Here is a 16,252-nt window from a genome sequence, read left to right on the forward strand (position 1 = left end):
ATTTGCCCCGATGTGACATCTTGTAAATTTGTGTCCGATTTTGGGGGATTTTTCGGCTTTTAGTTTACAAAAATGAACGGCGACTGAAAAAGCCCCTTGGATTGGGCGGCAAACGGCATAGGGCCTGGTTGCACTTGACGAGCGACCAGTCAGGCGGAAATCAGTTCCGCATACTCCGTCATCGGGCCGATATCGAGAAACTCCGGCTGCAGTGCTGACCGCGGTCGGCGGGTCGCCCGGAGTACGATGCGAACTTCCCGCTGGTAGGAGTAGCCGAAGTGCTTCGACATTTCGTGCACCTTCACCTTTGTGTAGTCCCGGTACGGGTCGAAGTAGGTTACCGGGCCATAGTCAGGTTCCCAATCGGCCCATCGCGCCAGGAAGCTGGAGATAATACGCTGCGCAAAGAAGTCCGGGTTTCTTATCACGAGCGCGGCGTCAGAGCCGAAGTCAGTAGGCATCCGATAGTAGATGTGATCGCACAGGCTGAACAGAAAGTAGTCTGGCGCTATGATCGGCATGACGATGTCGTCGTCACCGAAGACGACGCGGTGCCCTTGGAAGTCGATGTGATGGATGCCCTTTAGTCGCTCCCGAAACGTCGGGATGTAAAAGGTCCGATGGATCTCGTCGTCCTTGATGGCTGCGTTGTGCGAACCGTCGTTGTAGTAGCTTGCCGGACAGATTCTCAGGTGTCCCGTCCGCAGCATCGGCTCGAGGAACTCCCTACGGCCGTATTTCACGACGAACGACGAGGTCGGCGCCGAAAATCCAGCGAACATCCTCACACCGATCGGCTCCCCGTTCTCGAAGTATGCAAGCAGCGGCTTTCTGGCTTCGCCTATCACATCAGTGGGGATGCCGATCCGCGTAGCATACTCCTCGAGCAGATGCGTGTAGGTGACCATGAAGCCGTTGGACGAGCCAACAGGAAGGAGCCCGATTTGACCAATGCCTGTCAATTCCATCGCATTGATAAAGACGTCGCGGAACCGCTGGGCGACGCGTTCGTCAGGTGCCCCGATGAGATATGGAAACGAGAGGTATTCCTGCCGCCAGAACTCGTGACGGCGCAGGCTTCCTCCATTCGATTTCGCCTGAGCCGCATAAGCCTCGAACCGTTCTTCCACCTGATTGAGGCGATCGCGTAGAACATCGACGGAAACGGTCAAGATCAGCCCCCTTCTCGGTTGCCATCCGCGTCGTCGTCGAGATTGTCGAACTCGAGCTTGCGGAGGGCGCTTTGCGCATCGGCCCGTCTCTTTTCTGATTGGATGCGTCGATCGATATCCGCGATCTGCCGTCGCGCAAATCCGGAGATGCGCACGTCGCCATCCTCCAGCCACGGCTCGATAAGTGCCTTCTTCATTCTGAGGCTTTCGACGAATCCGAACTCCCCATGGACGACGCCGGTGTTCTCGAGACTTCTGGAAACGCCGGCTCTCACCCCCTCGTCGTCCGGGAGTTTAAGAAGGAGAGCCTTCAGAACCGAGTGCGTCGAGGTTTCTCCGTGATAGTTCTGCATAACGCTAAGGATGAACTTCGCGTCCTTGACCGTTCCGGCATCAATGAGGGCGACGAGCGCGGCTGCAAATTCTGGCGGGCATCCGGAGAAGATCGAGGCAAGCACGCGACCGCCGCGATAACCAAACAACGAGGAGTCCTCCTCGAACCAACCGCGGGCTTTCGCCACCGCCAAGCGGGCGTCCGAGGATAGAGACGCGGCAAGAAGCTGGAACCGATGGGGCACGGCTTCGTAGCGGACGTCGTCGCCACCCTCGCTTGGATGTTGGAGGCGACGACCAAGGAAGTCCCAAACCAGCTCCAAGTAGGGTTCCGCGACGAAGGAAAGAATTCGCTCGCCATTCCAGGGAATTTCCGGGAATTCGACAAGACTCTCAAGGATTAGGCTTGCGTCAATGGCTTCGAAGGTCTCGAAGAACGGTGTCTTTTCTGGCAGCCACGCCAGATTGATCCAACGTGCATCTTTGACAGCGATTAGATGGCGGAGTGCGGGGCGCACCAGCTCGTCGTTCGAGGGAACGTTTTCTGGATAATTTCGCATGGCGAAGAGCAGACACTCCGCGATTGCATGCCGGTCATCGTCTTCGATCGCCCGGTTCAGTAGGACCTTCAAAGTTTCCGGATCGTTGGGCGACGATCCGCGCCAATGGACCGCGATCGATAGCAGATGACCGGGCCTTGCGAGGAACTCGTCTAGCGATTGTTTATACGCCGCGTGATCGCCGCTTTTGATGAGGCCGTTCAGAAAGCCCGGCAGAAAACGCAAAAGATCGTCGTTGCCGTTGGCAAGCAGGAACTTTGCGACCGAAGGCTGGTTCTCCGAAAGCTTCACGATGAACTGCCCGAGCTTCGGGAAAGTCGCCATGTCGTCCGACCTGGTAGCGGCGCAGCGTTCCAAGAACTCCAGCCAGGTAGAGCGGGAGAGATCGTCGACCTCGTCGAGAAAAGCCTCGATCTGGCTGTCTCGGTACGCGTCCACTTTCGCGTGGTCGAACCCCCGGTCTTCCCACTGCTGTGGCATGACGCCTTCGAAACCAACCAGGATTTTGTACCGAACGAAGGTCTGGTCCGTGTTGAATCTGTCGCGCAAAGCGAGAATCGCTTCCGCGAGCTGGGATGCTTGATGAAGACAACCCATCGCAGCGCCCTTGGTTCCCAGCAGCTCCGTCGTTCGGTAGTACGCGTAAAGCGCGTTGTGCTCGATCGTCTCGCGCAGCTCGTACGAAATCTGTTCAGCGCGGCTGGTATAGAAGCTAATGATCGCTGCGTGGTCGATCAGCACCTGGCGAAGGAAGTCGCCGCTCGGTCCGCTGCGGGAAGCGGTTCTCGTCGCATTGTCCAGAGCATGGAATACCAGTCGCCGCTCGCGGTCGTCGACTGCGGTCTCGAACAACTCGAAAAGCGCTGTCATCGCCGTCTGCCGGAGTTCGTATACCGTTGCAACCGGCACCTCTCCAGCTTGCCAGGAGACGGCGTCCGCGCTCCATTCCGTACCGGTGGCTTCCGCGTCGAGCAGTTCCTTCCATGTCTCGACGATCAATGGGCGAGTTTCGGTAGAACAGTCTTTCTGTCGCTTGATCAGCTTCGCTAGCCGGCGCTGTACGTCCGGTCCGACCTGTTCCCAAACCTGAAGATTGTACTGGGCCAGATGTCCGACGGCATCGAGGATCTTCGTTCGAATCCTTTCCTCGGCCTCGCCCACGAATATCCTCTGAAGTGCTAGATAGACCTCTTCGACCGCGGTGTAGCGATACCGATCGATCACCTCAACGACCTTCTCTGCAATCTCCTCGGCCGCGTGACCGTCAAAGGTTGAGAACGGCGTCTCGATCGGCTTCGTAGTCGTCGCTCTCGCGGCTTCAACCGCGCCTACCAGAACCTCGACAACCTCGGGAAATACGGAGGGCACATCGTCGTATAGAGGTAGGAGGTCGTCGGAAAGCGACGATACGAGATCGAAGCGCTCGTTGTTGTCGGCGGCAGCCTTCAAGGATTCGAGAAGGTTCTGATCGAAGAGCTGTTTGCCCGCGACAAGGCGCTCGTAGTCCTGCTGCACACGCTGGAATTCATATCCCGCGGGCATGAGGTACCTGTCCATGATACGGTCGAAACGCTTCCTGATCTGATCAAGCGCCTCGTTGCCAAATCCTTCCCGGTCATCGATCTTGTAGATGATATCGTGAGAGGTCTCCGCCCAGGCGTGGATTAGGATCGTCTGGATCTGTATTTCGCAACGGAGACCGGCAAAGTCGCGGTACTCTGGCAGTACGGCGCGCGCTTCATTCAATGACACGGTATAGTGGACGGCCTGATATCGGACTTGTCCGTTTTCCTCTACTGGATGATGGATCTTCGTTGCATCGCGGTCGACGTCGAAGTTGTCGAACACGATGCTTGAGTTCAGGAACCGGTCGACGTCGTTATTCGTATAGAAGATGATGCGCACGCCGGCGAGATCGCGACGGACCACTGCGACGTCCGCGTCCAGATTTCCGGTTTCCTGCATTCGTTTATGAAGACTCTCGGGAGTCTTGGCGCGCGCTTGTATCGATTGCGGCTTGGGAAGATCGCCCGCAGCGGCGATCGAGCGCTCGAGCAGATGGGCCACAGTGTCTGCGAAGGCCTGGTAGACAGCGAAGTAGAAGCGCTCGTAGTCTTGGAGGTTCATCGAGTGGAGCTTTTTTCAGCTACGAACATATCTATTTCTGCGCGACCCGTGTCTAGTTGTTGCGCCGCCAGTACCGATCCTCCGCCGTCGCAGGCTGTTCCTCCGGAACGCGATACCGCTCCTCCTTAACGGAAATGTCGAGGTGCTCGTGGAAGAGCGCGACGTAGTCTCGGTTGAGTTCGAAATCCGAGGAGACGTCGCCCATGATTTTGGCGACTTCCAAGGAAGCACCGCCCGTCGAAGTGACGGGGATAACCTTCGCGTCCGGCTGCAGCTTTTTGAACATCTCGTACTCGGCAACGATGCCGCCCATTCCGCCGATGAATACGGCGGCCTTGAACTGAGTCTCGGTGAACATGCGTTCGCGCATCAGGCTCAGACTCGCGTCCCGGTCCCCTCCGAGGTTTGCGGTGAACACGACGTTGTGAAAGCGCTTGTTATCTTCCGGGAATTCGTCCTTGAACACTTCAGATTGATACAGTGTGACCCATTCGCCGTAGTCGACGCTCATGTCCTCGGACATTACAAGGATCATCGGGGTAATAGCTGGATGCCCGCCCCAGACCAGCGGCCGCCGTCCCAAGGTGACATAGGCAAGTGCCGAGACTGCGGAGGTGATCGCAACGGTGTCTGCTGTTTCCGCGTAGGCAGGGCCGCGCTTAGGGTCAGGAACTCCTGCCGATAGGAAGATAGCTTCAGCCATGATCAATCGTCCATCCCTGCCAAGGCCCAGCCGGCCTCCGATACCCGGATCGCCTTCACCGCCTTGATCTGCTCGTCCAACCACGCGAGATGCTGAATCCAAGTATCACGAATTCCTACGTGATCGTAAACCAGAATCGGGGTCTCCCCCTGATTGGCCTTTCTGGCCTTGGTGGCGACATCGTTCAGGGTCTCGGCAGAAGGAATCCCAACGATCGGATAGGCCCAGACCAACCGTTCGTTCAGCAGGCGCACGGCGATCGCTCGATGAGCCCCAATCGCCTCGATCGACGCTCCGATCTTCTCGACGTCGGCCCTGAGCTTTCCGGTTATCGACATGTACCGCGCCGCGATGCTCATGCTTCGCAGTCGTTCCACACGCAAAACAATGGATTCGGCGGTAGCATCTGCGATCGGGCCGTCCTGCCCAAGAAGCTCTTCCGGATCGAGGTAGACCGTCTCGGACATATCCGTCAGTCGGGTCGGGGTGTGCTCGGGCCATATAACGCGAATGACCTGAATTTCCTTCGCTCGAGCTCGGCCAATCTCCTGGCGTGTCCATCGGCTTTCGAAGTAGGTCGGTGTGTCGAGCATGACCACCACGTCGGAATCAACGAGGCGATGCCAGAGCACGTCTTGAAACGGGTCACCGGGGCGAATGTCATGCGTGTCTAGGAAGACGTCGAAGCCGCGCGAATTGAGAAGATCGTGGAGCTGCAAGGCGGCCGCCCGCGACTCCGTTCGTCGGTAGCTAACGAACACTCGGCGCTGCGGACGCAAAAGCCCTACGCACTCCAGCACGGCGGAGGACAATTCGGTCAGATTGGCATCGTCGGGCCGACGCTTGAGACCATTAGCAAACTGCAGGGGCTTCGGGATTAGGGCGCCAAAGTCTTCCGTATGTCCAACGGTCGGGATTATCGGCATGCTGGCGGCGACCAGTTCCTGCGCCTCAGCGAGATCGGGATGTCCCGCACTTCCGAAATATATCGCTGCGAACGCATTGCGCCGGTCGCGGCCACCGACGGACTGGCCATCGTGGATCAGAACACCCTCTCCGACCGACAGATCGAAGTCGGCGATCATCTCTCCGATGGTTGTGGCGAGCCTGGCACGTTCTTCACCAGTCGGCTGCCCTAATATCGCTAGTTCGTAGAGGCTCATCGGCTGACAAGCCCTGCGGCTGTCTCGATCCAGCCGCCGATGTTCTTGTGACCGTTCTGCTGCGCATAGTCGTAGCTTAGGCAATGCTGCGAGAGCTGCACGACGGTAGTGGACGTCGGCGGGTCGAACCAGAGGTCGCCTTTACGGATCGCAAGTGTGTAGTCGGCGTATTTCACCCACTTGTCGTCCTTCCATTCCGCGAGATAGATCCCTGCGTCGGTCTTGTAGACGCCCATCTGTGCAAGGGGGTCCGCACCCTTCGTCGAAGTGTTGCCGTTCTTATCCTTGACACCATGGACATGCACGGTGAGTAGGCCGTTGCCCTTGATAACGCTCCGCGCGATCTCGTAGCGTACCCATCGCCGCTGCCAAGTGTTCGTTCCGGTAAGGACGCAGGTCACCGAAGTATTCTCGAGTCCTTTCCGAAGAAAGCTCTTCAGCGTGTCGTCGTTCTCGCGCTTCGACGCTTCGAAGACGCTGCTGTCGAAGAAGCCGACGTCGATCTGATCTGCGGGTGCGACCACCCAGGAATTGCGGGCGATCCACGCGCGCCAGACATCTGGAGTGTAATGAAAGGAAAAAAATGTTCGTCGCGCCATCGGCTACTTTCCATTTCCAAAGTTGACAATCACGGCGATTGAAGCGAACCCGTCAAGGCACCTGGTTTCCGCTCAAGCGATGTCCATTTCCGGCTGCGTCGAAGTGGCCGATACCCCCTGACTGCGTGTCATTGAGATGACGGTAGAGCTGTAGGTACTCGTTTCCGTGGGTGACGCCGCGGCTGTCCCTAGTTTGAATGACCAGGATTCGGTTCAAATCCTTCACGCCGTCGGCGTAACCGATCTCCCAAGGGCACCAGCGGCTAGCCATCGAGTTTTGGGTGGCGAGGAAGAAAAACATCTCCAGGTCGCGAATTTTTCCCTGGATCTTCTCGGCGGTCCGGCGATCAGGACGCTCGGGCATCGTATGGTCCTCCCAGTCGATGTAGACCTCCCAGCCCTTTCGATGGAGATAACCCTGCAGACCCTTTGCGAGATCGGCGTCCACATGGCTGTGGCATAGGAAGGCGGTTCGCTTGTTTTCCCTCCTCCCGTCGCTCGCGGATTTTCTGACAGTTGAATAGCTTGCTGAACTTCGTATGTCGCTCTGATCAATCGCCATTGCCATTCACCCCTCCAAGTGGAGTGTTATTTGCCTGATTCTCAACCGCTAATCGAGTCCAGGACTGCGATCTCGGAGCCGACGCCGCGCCTCGGCCTAATCACTCGGAAAAAAGTGGTCACGGTCTGCGTCCGGATGACGGCGGCAGCAGCGCCGGGAGTGCACCGGGGCGAGCGCCAAGGCAGAACGACCAAGGAGTTGCGCGTCGCCGCGGTGAAGCCGAGCGCACGCGCTGCGGGCCGGAACAGCCTGCTTATCGTCCATCCAACCCGAAGCTGCACCCCCTCGATGAATTAGCCTAGCCATAAGTAGATTCATTTCTTTTAGGAAGGCAGAACGCTGCGATATGCGCGGAGGTAATCGCGAAAGATCGGGATTATGTCGCGTATACTCTTTGGGCTACACGCTGCTCGGGAGGTGAAAGACGAAGGACCTGGAGCTGGCATCCGTGACAGATTTCAGCACTGCAAACGTCATGACTGTGGACCAATTCGCGCCTGGAGCTTGAAGACGAAGGGGACTCAGTGTCTTCTGCAGACAACTTGCAGGAGAATTCATGTCAGGGAACTCATTTCAGGAACGGGTCTGGCAATGGATCGCTGCATGCTTCCCGCCCCAGGCCCATGCGGATGTAAAGGAGCGGACACACCGCTTTCTTGAGGAAGCACTGGAGCTTGCCCAGGCGAACGGATGCTCCAGGCAGGATGCGCAGGATCTCGTCGACTACGTTTATGGCCGCGCGCCGGGAGAGCTCGCCCAGGAGACCGGCGGCACGCTCGTGACGCTGGCTGCGCTCTGCAACGCGAACGGCATAGACATGGAGGAGGCAGGGCAGCGCGAACTGGATCGGAACTGGGCCAGAATCGACAGGATTCGGGCGAAGCAGGCCGCCAGGCCACAAGGTTCGGCACTGCCGCAATGAAGTTTCATCCCGCTCAGCAGCGTGCACAAGCCTCAAGGCTCATTGTCAAAGTCGCGGACAGTAGCGAGAATCGTATGCAGATTTCCTACGATACCGCAGACCTGAAGCGATGCTGTCAGAAGCGCGAGGTAGCCGAAGAACGCTTCGGTCGGACCTACGCCGACCGCCTGGTTTCGGAAATCGCGGACGCCGAGGCATTCGACTACGTCGACGAGTGGCACCAGATTCTTGGGGGTAACGTGACGACCTTTGCTGACAATTCCTTTCAAGTGGTGATCGGTTCGAGCTACATGGCGACCTTCGTCAGCGTGGACGAGAACGCAGCCTTCGACGTGAATGGACGGATCGTCTGGGCGAGTGTTGAATACATTAAGTTGATGTCCATATCGGAAGTACAATGATCGAAGAGCACGCAACAGCGAATTGGTTTTCGAAGCCAGGCGACTCGATACGGGCGATCATGCAGCGCCGCGAGATCGGCGCGCACGATCTCGCGCAGTGCTTCCGTGACGGCATCGAGACGGTTAGGACACTGCTCGACGGATCGCGCCGTATCGACGAAGAGACCGCGAACACTCTGTCCGAGGCGCTGGGCGCATCACCGAAGTTCTGGCTGAAGCGTCAAGAAAATTTCGAAGCGGCCGTCCATCGCGCGGTCATCCAGATTCAAGAAAGTGGGCTCGAGGACGTCCTGCTGCGCCTCCCTGCGCCTGGACGCAAAGCCGGCGGGAGACTGTCGGCCGAGAGGCGCATTGAAGAAATCCGTAAGCGGCTTGTGTTCTATAATGTTCCGAACGCGGAATCATGGACCGCTCGTTACGGCCGGCTCGTCGGTGAGACCGACTACCGGACGTCGAAAACCTTCGTTGCGAAGGAAGACGCCACGCTGCTGTGGCTGAGACGCGGCGAGCTCGAGGCCGACATGGTCCAGACGCGGGTCTGGAATGCGGGAAACCTTCTGGATCGGCTCGAGGCGATCCGAAAGCTTTCGATGATCAGGCATCCCGAGGCTTTCCTGCCGAAGCTTCGCACCCTGTGTGCCGAGGCTGGGGTGGCCCTCGTCATCGTCAAGGCGCCCGAAGGGTGTCGGGCAAGCGGCGCGATCAGGATGGTCGACCCCGACAAAGCCATGCTTCTTCTCAGCTTCAGGTACAAACGAGATGACCAGTTCTGGTTCACCGTTTTTCATGAAATGGGACATCTCGTCCTCCATAAGGCGGACACGTTCGTCGATGACGACGCCGTTCCTAGCGACGCCGACCGGGAACAGGAGGCCAACGAGTTCGCGGCCGAATGTATCATCCCACCGCTGAGGGAATCAGAGTTCGAGCGGGTTCCTCCGAAAAGGGACGACATCCTTCGGTTCAGCGTGTCGATCGGCATCGGCGCGGGCCTCACGGTCGGGCAGATGCAGCATCGCGGAATGCTAGGACCGGACAAGCTGAACTACCTGAAGAGAACTTGGGATTGGGCTCAGATCAACCCGGTCCGGGTCTAGCCCTTGTAGTGGACGAAGGACGAAGGACTTTTCTGCCAGTTGCAGAGCGCGTCCTCCATAACCGCCATTCCGACGTGGAGGCTGGCGTCCAGCTCGTCGAGCCAGCTCTGTAGCTGAGTTTCGATCGCGACGCCCTGAACCGAACCCGTGAAAAGCAGTCGCGCTCCGGACGCCGGCCCGGTCGCTCCTTTCAGATACGCCGAACCCGCCTCGATCGGGGCAATTCCGTATCGGCCGATCATTGCCAAGTAGTCGAACTTCGCCAGTCGACCGAACGTCGAAACCTTCATGCTCCGATACAGCGCGTCGAATATCTGCGTGGGATCGTTCCCCGTCTGCTGGACCATGTTGGCGAAGAACGACCGATGGCCGTCTTCACCGATCCATGCGAGATAGCTATTCAGAACGCTGCCGAAATTGCGGTTTGAATCCGGACGAAGGCTTTCGTACTTTCGATGGTTACCGAACTTTCCGCCGACGTTTGTCCAGTTCTCTGCAAGCCACGCTATCATTTGGTCGGGATCCGAGCTCACAGTCACCCAATCCCATGTGCCTTGCCCCAGCCGGCCATAGACTTGCGTGAGACGGAGCCAACCAGTCGATGCCGGCCGGGCGAAATGGGTCATGAGGAAGACCAGCCAGGCGGCCTCCTCGACGTCGCCATTCTGGAGATGGTACGCCACCGCCCGCTCCGGATCGAAGGCGCCCGAATTCGGATCGGCCTTGGCGGCGCCGATGTGCTTTTCCTGGACCCGGCGATAGTAATCCTCGCGCCGCAGGCTGGCGACGAACTGCATCGCCAGAGTGCTGCGGCTATCGTCATCTGCTACGCCTGGCAGGTCGCGAACGGTCTGGGAATGCGTTTGGAGCGCCTGCCGGATCTCGTCCCATCTACCGGTTCTTGTCGGCCACATCGCAATCTTCTCCAGAAGTCTTTTTGCCTGCATTTCTTATCAGTCGAATCTTGCGGCGCCGTTCAAGAAAGGTCCGGTAAACCTCGTGGTGGAATTCGCCCTTAAGTGCGTCGAGATCTTCGAAACCTGGCGCGTCCTCCTTCTTCGTCGCCCAAAACACCTGCAGCAGCCGCACGATATCAGCCCAGTACGGGTCGTCGAACACCTTCACGGCTTCAATCGTGATTCCGCTCCGCAGTTCGGCTTCCGCGTCCATCAGGCGGCCGGTCAGCGGAAACGGATCGCCGCCCGGCATCGGCGGCATCTCAATCGTCTTTTGATGGCCCTCGTGAATGTAGCGCTTCATCGCCTCCATGGACTCATCATAGACGTGCATACTCGCCGCGTAGTGGAGATAGTTCCCGAGTTCGACGCCCAGCCGCGAAGCCATCATTTCCTGTAGCATGGTGAAGCAGAACACGTCGTGCGGGAGTCCTTTGTAAGCGTCGTTTGAGCGCATCGTCACGGACATGTGGAGCCGTCCTTCTCGGATCAAAAACTGTAGCGCCGTCGTGCAGGGTATCTCCTTGTGGTAAACATCATTGTCCGCGGCGTCGTAGAGTTGGATTACAGCCCGCTTGGACGGCTGGTTCTTTCGCAACAGGGCAGTGACGTTCTCCAACTGGTTGATGCTACCGCGCATGGCGTGGATCCTCGGGCCGTAGGCGCCGGCGAGGACACCATTCTCCGCGTCATCGGCGTAGTCCGGAATGTAAGCCTTAATAAAATCGAGCGTGTTGAGACCGGCGAGGTACCATAGAAGCTCGCCGAGCGCACTGAAAGGCTTGCCTCGGTCCTGGGATCGGCTGATCCGTGCTCGCGGATTGGTAATCCGGAAGAAGACGCCAAGCTTCTCCTTCATGTCGCCGCGGGTTCCTGTGTTCACGGCTCCTTCGGCATCGAGCGCTTTGTACAGCTCGATCATGATCTCATCTATGCCCTCGCCCTCAAGCAACATTCAGCGCTCCGAATCTTAGCAGGATCGCATCTTATGCGATGCACCGTTGAATGGAACTGCTACCTTAGCTTGTTCGGGCCTTTTGTATCGTTCGACGGGGTGCCTTCTCGTGCGAGGCAGTGCCAGGCGAAGTCATGTCATTAAGCCGAAGCGGACAGATCTTCCCGCGTTGCGCCCCCCCAGGGATTCGAAGCACTGCGGCGGACTGATCTGATCCGCCACAGCACCGTCAATGAAGCGGATCGCCGAAATCGTTTACATAGATCGATTTCATGCCTTCAGAACTGACTCACGCCGCAATTCCAATTTCCGGTCGACGACGAGTTCCGCAGCCATCCTCATCAACTGAGCCTTCTCCCTGCTCAGGATTTCCTTCGCCGCTCGATATTCACGCGCCAGGATCGAGCTGATTTCCGCATGAGCTTCGGTCGGCGCTATGAACAAGGCGTCGATCTTGTTCCTGTCTGCATGGAATCGAAGGCTCTTGCCCATCCCGTAGGATAGCACCAGTTTCGTCGCGATCTGGGTGGCGGTGTCGAGGTCCGAGCCCGCTATGCCGGCGCCGCCGATCGAGCGAGATCCTTGGACGACTTCCTCCGCAGCCATCCCGGCGAGCGAGATACGAATCCTTGCAAGCAACGTCGCTTCGGTAGGCAGGATCTCCTCTGTCATATGGTAGTGAGTCCTTCCTCCCTCCTGCATGTCTGGTCCCTCTCCCAGGACGCTATCCTCCAGCTCGACGACAATTTCATGGGCCAGCTTGCTAGCAAGGGCGACAAGCGCGTGACCGCATTCATGAACCGCCATCCTAAGAACGATGGATTCAGGCAGTTGCCTTCTGACAGGAAGGCTGGCCCTCACGTCGTCGAGGGTCGGTGCCCGCCCGTTGCTTCGCGCGGTCCGCTTTGCTCTCCGGGCAAGCTTCCGAAGATCGGCCGGCGTCGCAGCTCGGAGGCGGTCGGTGACCTTACGGATTTGCGCGACATCGATCCCGTTGGATAGATGATGTCGGAGGATTGCCGCTCGCTCTTCCTCGTTGGGAGGGTCGATATGGACATGTTCCTCCAATCGTCCAGATCGAAGGACGGCGGGGTCGACGTCCTCCAGGCGGTTCGTGGCACCGATGAGGATCACGCCCTTCATGTCGACGAGCCCGTCGGTCAGTTCCAGAAAGCAGTTCACCACGTTGGATTCATAATAGGCATTCTTCCCTCCTGAACCTCGTCGTCCTATTCCATCCAGTTCGTCAACGAAGAGAATGGCGCATCCCTTGGAGCGCGCCTCCGCAAAGGATCCCCTCATCGCCTTGAGCATGTCCCCGAGATGTCCCTCCCCGCTGCCCTGCCATGCCGCGACCGACGTCGCGACGAGAGGAACTCCTAGCTCCGCGGCCAAAGCCTCAGCAAAAAGGGTTTTGCCGACCCCCGGAGGACCGATGAGGACGGCGCCATGATCAACGTCACTCCACTCCAAAGCGTTGGCGTTCCAATCTTTCAAATCGCGTTTCAGTGCAGTCACCCAAGGCCAAGCCGAAGCGAAGCCCGGCAAGTCACTGAGTTTCTGCCTCGAGGTTAGATTAATCCTTGCCTGTAGTGCCTCTGCGAGTTCATCGCTGGAAAACGATTGGCGCCCGGCGAAGGATTCGACGACTCCGAGATCCGCCTGGGAAAGTCTCCAGACGAGATCGGTAGGGAGCGAAGAAAGGCCGGCGAGACGTCGCCCCGCAGCAATCTGACGTGGGGTCGGGTTCGAGGCATAGACGATGACGTCCGCGGCCTGCCGTACCGATGGAGGGACGATGTCGAACGAAGTAGAAAGGATGATCAACTGGTGATGAGCACCCAGGGTATCGACCCAGCCGGGCCCCAATTTCCTGGTGGACGGTTCCAGAACCCGGACAGTGCGTCGCGACGCGTCATTGTGAAAGAGCGCCCGTCGATCTCCCCGCATTAGGAGTTCGGCGGCCTTCACATATCGATTGATCCATCTGGCATCTACGATGACGATGATGATCCCGCGGGTGTTTCCCCTGAACTGACCGAACGGGCGCAATGTCGCCCGCAGTGAGCTGTGAGCAAGAAAATAGCCGAGGTTACGGCGGAGTTCTTTGAAAGCGGCACGCGACATATGATGTTTCATGCGTCGAGCCTCCTGTCCAGCGACGCGTTCGCCAGTCGGTACCACCGGTTCAGCGTTCTGACGAAAGACTGTCCGTCTTCTTCGAAATAAGCGAAGACTTCGCTTGTCAGGATGACGTCGCCGTCATGCAGGACGGGATGTCCGAAAACGATTCCTTCCAGGCAGGGCGCCTCTCTTGCGGACCAGCGGAATCGCTCGAGCGATGGCAGATCCTCACCAAGGTCACTTGCTCGAAGGTTATTTGCCTTCAAGCGCCGAAGGTCGTCGGCCAGGCTCTCCAGTCCGTCGATGTCCGCCAGCAGTCTTGCGTGCATGATTCGATTTTCCATTAAAAGGCGTTGCGAAAGGATTCGTGACCGCATCCGAATGGAAGCCGTGTGCTTCTTCATGGACGCCTCAGGCTTCCGTTGTGACGCCCATCGTATCCGGCGTCAAGATCCTGCACCTGCCGAATTGCCCGCCGCAGGCATCCATGCGAATGAATCCTTATGAAGGTACCACCAGCGATCGTTTTCAGCCTTGCGAGAGAGTTCTTGGGACTGACCCAGCAGGACGTCGAAGTTCATTCCCGGATTTCACGATCAAGCATCCAACGGATAGAGCAAGGTAGGCACCGCCTCCTCGACACAGTCATCAGATTGCAAGAGTTCTATGAAGGGAGAGGTATCGTCTTCCTTCAGCCGGTAGACGGGCGCGGATGGGGATTGGTGAACAACAACCTCATCACCTTGGAAGTTCAACTCGATAAACATCCATCAGCCGACGGTCGAAATTCATAGCTCGGTATCTCGATATCGCGAAAAATTGTCACGACACGCAGTATCCCTCGCACACAATGGCAGTCGCGTAACGATGTGGAATGCGAGCGGAGCTCGCATACATCCTCCCATCCCGCGCTTCAGCCTGCCATGTCGGAGATCGATGTCAACGGCGCTCGGGCAAGCCCTCGACCGTCCTTCGGCCCTCCGGGTGACTTCGATCTCCGAGATGGCCTCCGAGGCTTATCGGGACGGGGAACATCGTTTCCGCCTAACGGCGGGTTCGACCCCTCCTGGGGATCGAACAGGGAACGGATGGACAAGACCGTAGAATACCCATGTCAGGCTTCGGTGGACCCGCGATTTTTTGTGCATCCCCATGCCTTCGTCGGGGTCCCTACAGAACGACGACCTACTCTTGTTAGCCAACAAGTGGGCTCTCTGAACACAGGACCAATGTAAGCGCTTATCGCTGTGACAGAGATGGCAGCAATCCGCCAATAGGAGACGTTCGCAACAAGTAGTCTTTTGGCCAACTTGGGGCCGGAAGACTGGAGACAGATAGCTGAAAGCTGCCGTTTGGGTTCCGACTCCAAAGCGGTCGCTCGCAGGAGCGTCGCCTACTACGGAAGTGATCGTATTGCCTCCTCGAAAGCACGCTGCCAGCCTCATAGGGTCCGCAGTTTTGGTTGAGGTGTTGAAGAATTATTGACCTCTGGTAAGGTGAACGCTGGAGTTGAGGAGACAACGCCTATGTTGCCTGTCCAATATCGAATGATTAATCAGATTAACGATAGAAAATTCGAGGTAACTGGAGTTGGCGCTTGGTATCCCGATGGATCTTCGTCAACTAGCGTGAACATTTCAGATCTGCCCAAAGATTGGTGTGGTACTCTGCTTCCTTGTATCTGCTCTGGACCACGCGAGGGCGCCATTAAGATGGACGGTGGCGCTGACGGTGCGCACGGGTTAATAAATTACGCTCCATATGGGTACCATACAGATCCGGGGACATTGCGACGTTCTACTCTATGGGATGACAGCGGGCAAATCATCGCGCGGGTATCGGCTACCGGACTCTATAGGAAGACGTCCCGATCCTTGGACTATCAAATCGATGTCGAGACTGAGACTAAAGCTGGATCCATTATCTCAGAGCTCAGTAGTGTTGATTCTTATAGTTTTACTGTCCTCCCAAAGGGAAGAGGGCGCGCGCAGGTACTAACCCATTTTACCCTTTCAACTGGCTATGGTCGTAAGGCGCACGGTGCGGCAATCATATCCTACAAGTTTATTAGATCACGCGCCGCAATTCCCGACATAATCATGGGTAGAAATCAGATCAGAGTTCACCAAATAGGAAATAATATTCAATGGCTTATAATGCAGGCAACGGAATTCCAATCGGAACTTGGCCTAACTAATCCCACTATAAAGCCATATGACAAGGCAAAGCGGTAATGTAGCGGACATCTGACGCGCCCGAGGGGGCAACCGCGAATCCGCCCGTCCGCTTGCGCTCTACAATGACCGCTTTGGGCCGGAAGCCGTCCATGGCTCAAATGCGCTAGAAGCCGCACGGCATGGGCGTGCTGGTCTAGGGCTCCTGCGCCTAATACATGGCCCACGTGGATCGGCTCGCTCGATCACGACTCAAAGAAGACGAACCGATTGGGGTATACTTCGGTCTTCCCATCGCAAGTAATCGTAATGTGATAGATATCGGCGTCCCTGATCGTTACGGTCTGTTGTTTTCCACGCGGAACTGAGCCGGTTTTTCCACCGAGAAGTGAGCCACCTCTGAG

Annotated in this window: 14 protein-coding genes; 4 read left to right on the plus strand and 10 right to left on the minus strand. The window is 57.5% G+C overall.

What is annotated here, in order from left to right:
* Positions 1 to 149: 149 nt before the first annotated feature.
* From G9X64_RS03875 to G9X64_RS03900, 6 genes are read right to left on the minus strand one after another with little or no spacing between them, the layout of a single operon-like run.
* Complete coding sequence (locus G9X64_RS03875; protein WP_171375973.1) at positions 150 to 1,172, minus strand: hypothetical protein; 1,023 nt, start codon at positions 1,170 to 1,172, stop codon at positions 150 to 152.
* A gap of 2 nt (positions 1,173 to 1,174) precedes the next feature.
* Positions 1,175 to 4,192 carry a GTP pyrophosphokinase gene (locus G9X64_RS03880; protein WP_171375974.1) on the minus strand — a complete coding sequence of 1,006 codons (3,018 nt, stop codon included), beginning with the start codon at positions 4,190 to 4,192 and terminating at the stop codon, positions 1,175 to 1,177.
* 52 nt (positions 4,193 to 4,244) lie between these two features.
* Positions 4,245 to 4,895 carry a Thoeris type III anti-phage system protein ThcA gene (gene thcA / locus G9X64_RS03885; protein ID WP_171375975.1) on the minus strand — a complete coding sequence of 217 codons (651 nt, stop codon included), beginning with the start codon at positions 4,893 to 4,895 and terminating at the stop codon, positions 4,245 to 4,247.
* 2 nt (positions 4,896 to 4,897) lie between these two features.
* Positions 4,898 to 6,058, minus strand: coding sequence for a Thoeris type III anti-phage system protein ThcB4 (thcB4, locus tag G9X64_RS03890; RefSeq protein WP_171375976.1), 1,161 nt, complete (start codon positions 6,056 to 6,058; stop codon positions 4,898 to 4,900).
* Positions 6,055 to 6,657 carry a TIR domain-containing protein gene (locus G9X64_RS03895; RefSeq protein ID WP_171375977.1) on the minus strand — a complete coding sequence of 201 codons (603 nt, stop codon included), beginning with the start codon at positions 6,655 to 6,657 and terminating at the stop codon, positions 6,055 to 6,057. Before G9X64_RS03895 ends, thcB4 begins: the two co-directional genes overlap by 4 nt.
* 52 nt (positions 6,658 to 6,709) lie before the next feature.
* The gene (locus G9X64_RS03900) at positions 6,710 to 7,225 is read right to left on the minus strand and encodes a toll/interleukin-1 receptor domain-containing protein (protein ID WP_210259612.1); all 516 of its coding nucleotides are present in this window, start codon (positions 7,223 to 7,225) and stop codon (positions 6,710 to 6,712) included.
* Between the two features lie 550 nt (positions 7,226 to 7,775).
* Between G9X64_RS03900 and G9X64_RS03905 the strand changes: the two genes are divergently transcribed.
* From G9X64_RS03905 to G9X64_RS03915, 3 genes are all read left to right on the plus strand, one after another.
* Complete coding sequence (locus G9X64_RS03905; protein ID WP_171375978.1) at positions 7,776 to 8,141, plus strand: hypothetical protein; 366 nt, start codon at positions 7,776 to 7,778, stop codon at positions 8,139 to 8,141.
* A gap of 74 nt (positions 8,142 to 8,215) precedes the next feature.
* Positions 8,216 to 8,542: a hypothetical protein gene (locus G9X64_RS03910; protein WP_046639277.1), complete on the plus strand. Its 327-nt coding sequence runs from the start codon at positions 8,216 to 8,218 to the stop codon at positions 8,540 to 8,542.
* Entirely contained in the window at positions 8,539 to 9,639 is a 1,101-nt protein-coding gene (locus G9X64_RS03915) for an ImmA/IrrE family metallo-endopeptidase (protein WP_171375979.1), read from the plus strand. The genes G9X64_RS03910 and G9X64_RS03915 overlap by 4 nt, the downstream gene beginning before the upstream one ends.
* On the opposite strand, the gene G9X64_RS03920 is transcribed toward G9X64_RS03915, so the two are convergent.
* From G9X64_RS03920 to G9X64_RS03935, 4 genes are all read right to left on the minus strand, one after another.
* Positions 9,636 to 10,586: an alpha-glutamyl/putrescinyl thymine pyrophosphorylase clade 3 protein gene (locus G9X64_RS03920; protein ID WP_312864022.1), complete on the minus strand. Its 951-nt coding sequence runs from the start codon at positions 10,584 to 10,586 to the stop codon at positions 9,636 to 9,638. The two genes, G9X64_RS03915 and G9X64_RS03920, sit on opposite strands and share 4 nt — an antisense overlap.
* Positions 10,531 to 11,550: a thymidylate synthase gene (locus G9X64_RS03925; RefSeq protein WP_171375981.1), complete on the minus strand. Its 1,020-nt coding sequence runs from the start codon at positions 11,548 to 11,550 to the stop codon at positions 10,531 to 10,533. The genes G9X64_RS03920 and G9X64_RS03925 overlap by 56 nt, the downstream gene beginning before the upstream one ends.
* Positions 11,551 to 11,820: 270 nt before the next feature.
* Positions 11,821 to 13,689: an AAA family ATPase gene (locus G9X64_RS03930; protein WP_171375982.1), complete on the minus strand. Its 1,869-nt coding sequence runs from the start codon at positions 13,687 to 13,689 to the stop codon at positions 11,821 to 11,823.
* On the minus strand, positions 13,686 to 14,078 hold the full coding sequence (locus tag G9X64_RS03935; RefSeq protein ID WP_171375983.1) for a hypothetical protein: 393 nt from the start codon (positions 14,076 to 14,078) through the stop codon (positions 13,686 to 13,688). The genes G9X64_RS03930 and G9X64_RS03935 overlap by 4 nt, the downstream gene beginning before the upstream one ends.
* Before the next feature lie 99 nt (positions 14,079 to 14,177).
* Here G9X64_RS03935 and G9X64_RS03940 point away from each other — a divergent pair, with 99 nt between their 5' ends.
* Entirely contained in the window at positions 14,178 to 14,468 is a 291-nt protein-coding gene (locus G9X64_RS03940) for a helix-turn-helix domain-containing protein (protein WP_171375984.1), read from the plus strand.
* Positions 14,469 to 16,252 lie beyond the last annotated feature (1,784 nt).

The sequence above is a fragment of the Rhizobium sophorae genome, from assembly GCF_013087515.1.
Classification (GTDB): Bacteria; Pseudomonadota; Alphaproteobacteria; order Rhizobiales; family Rhizobiaceae; genus Rhizobium; species Rhizobium sophorae.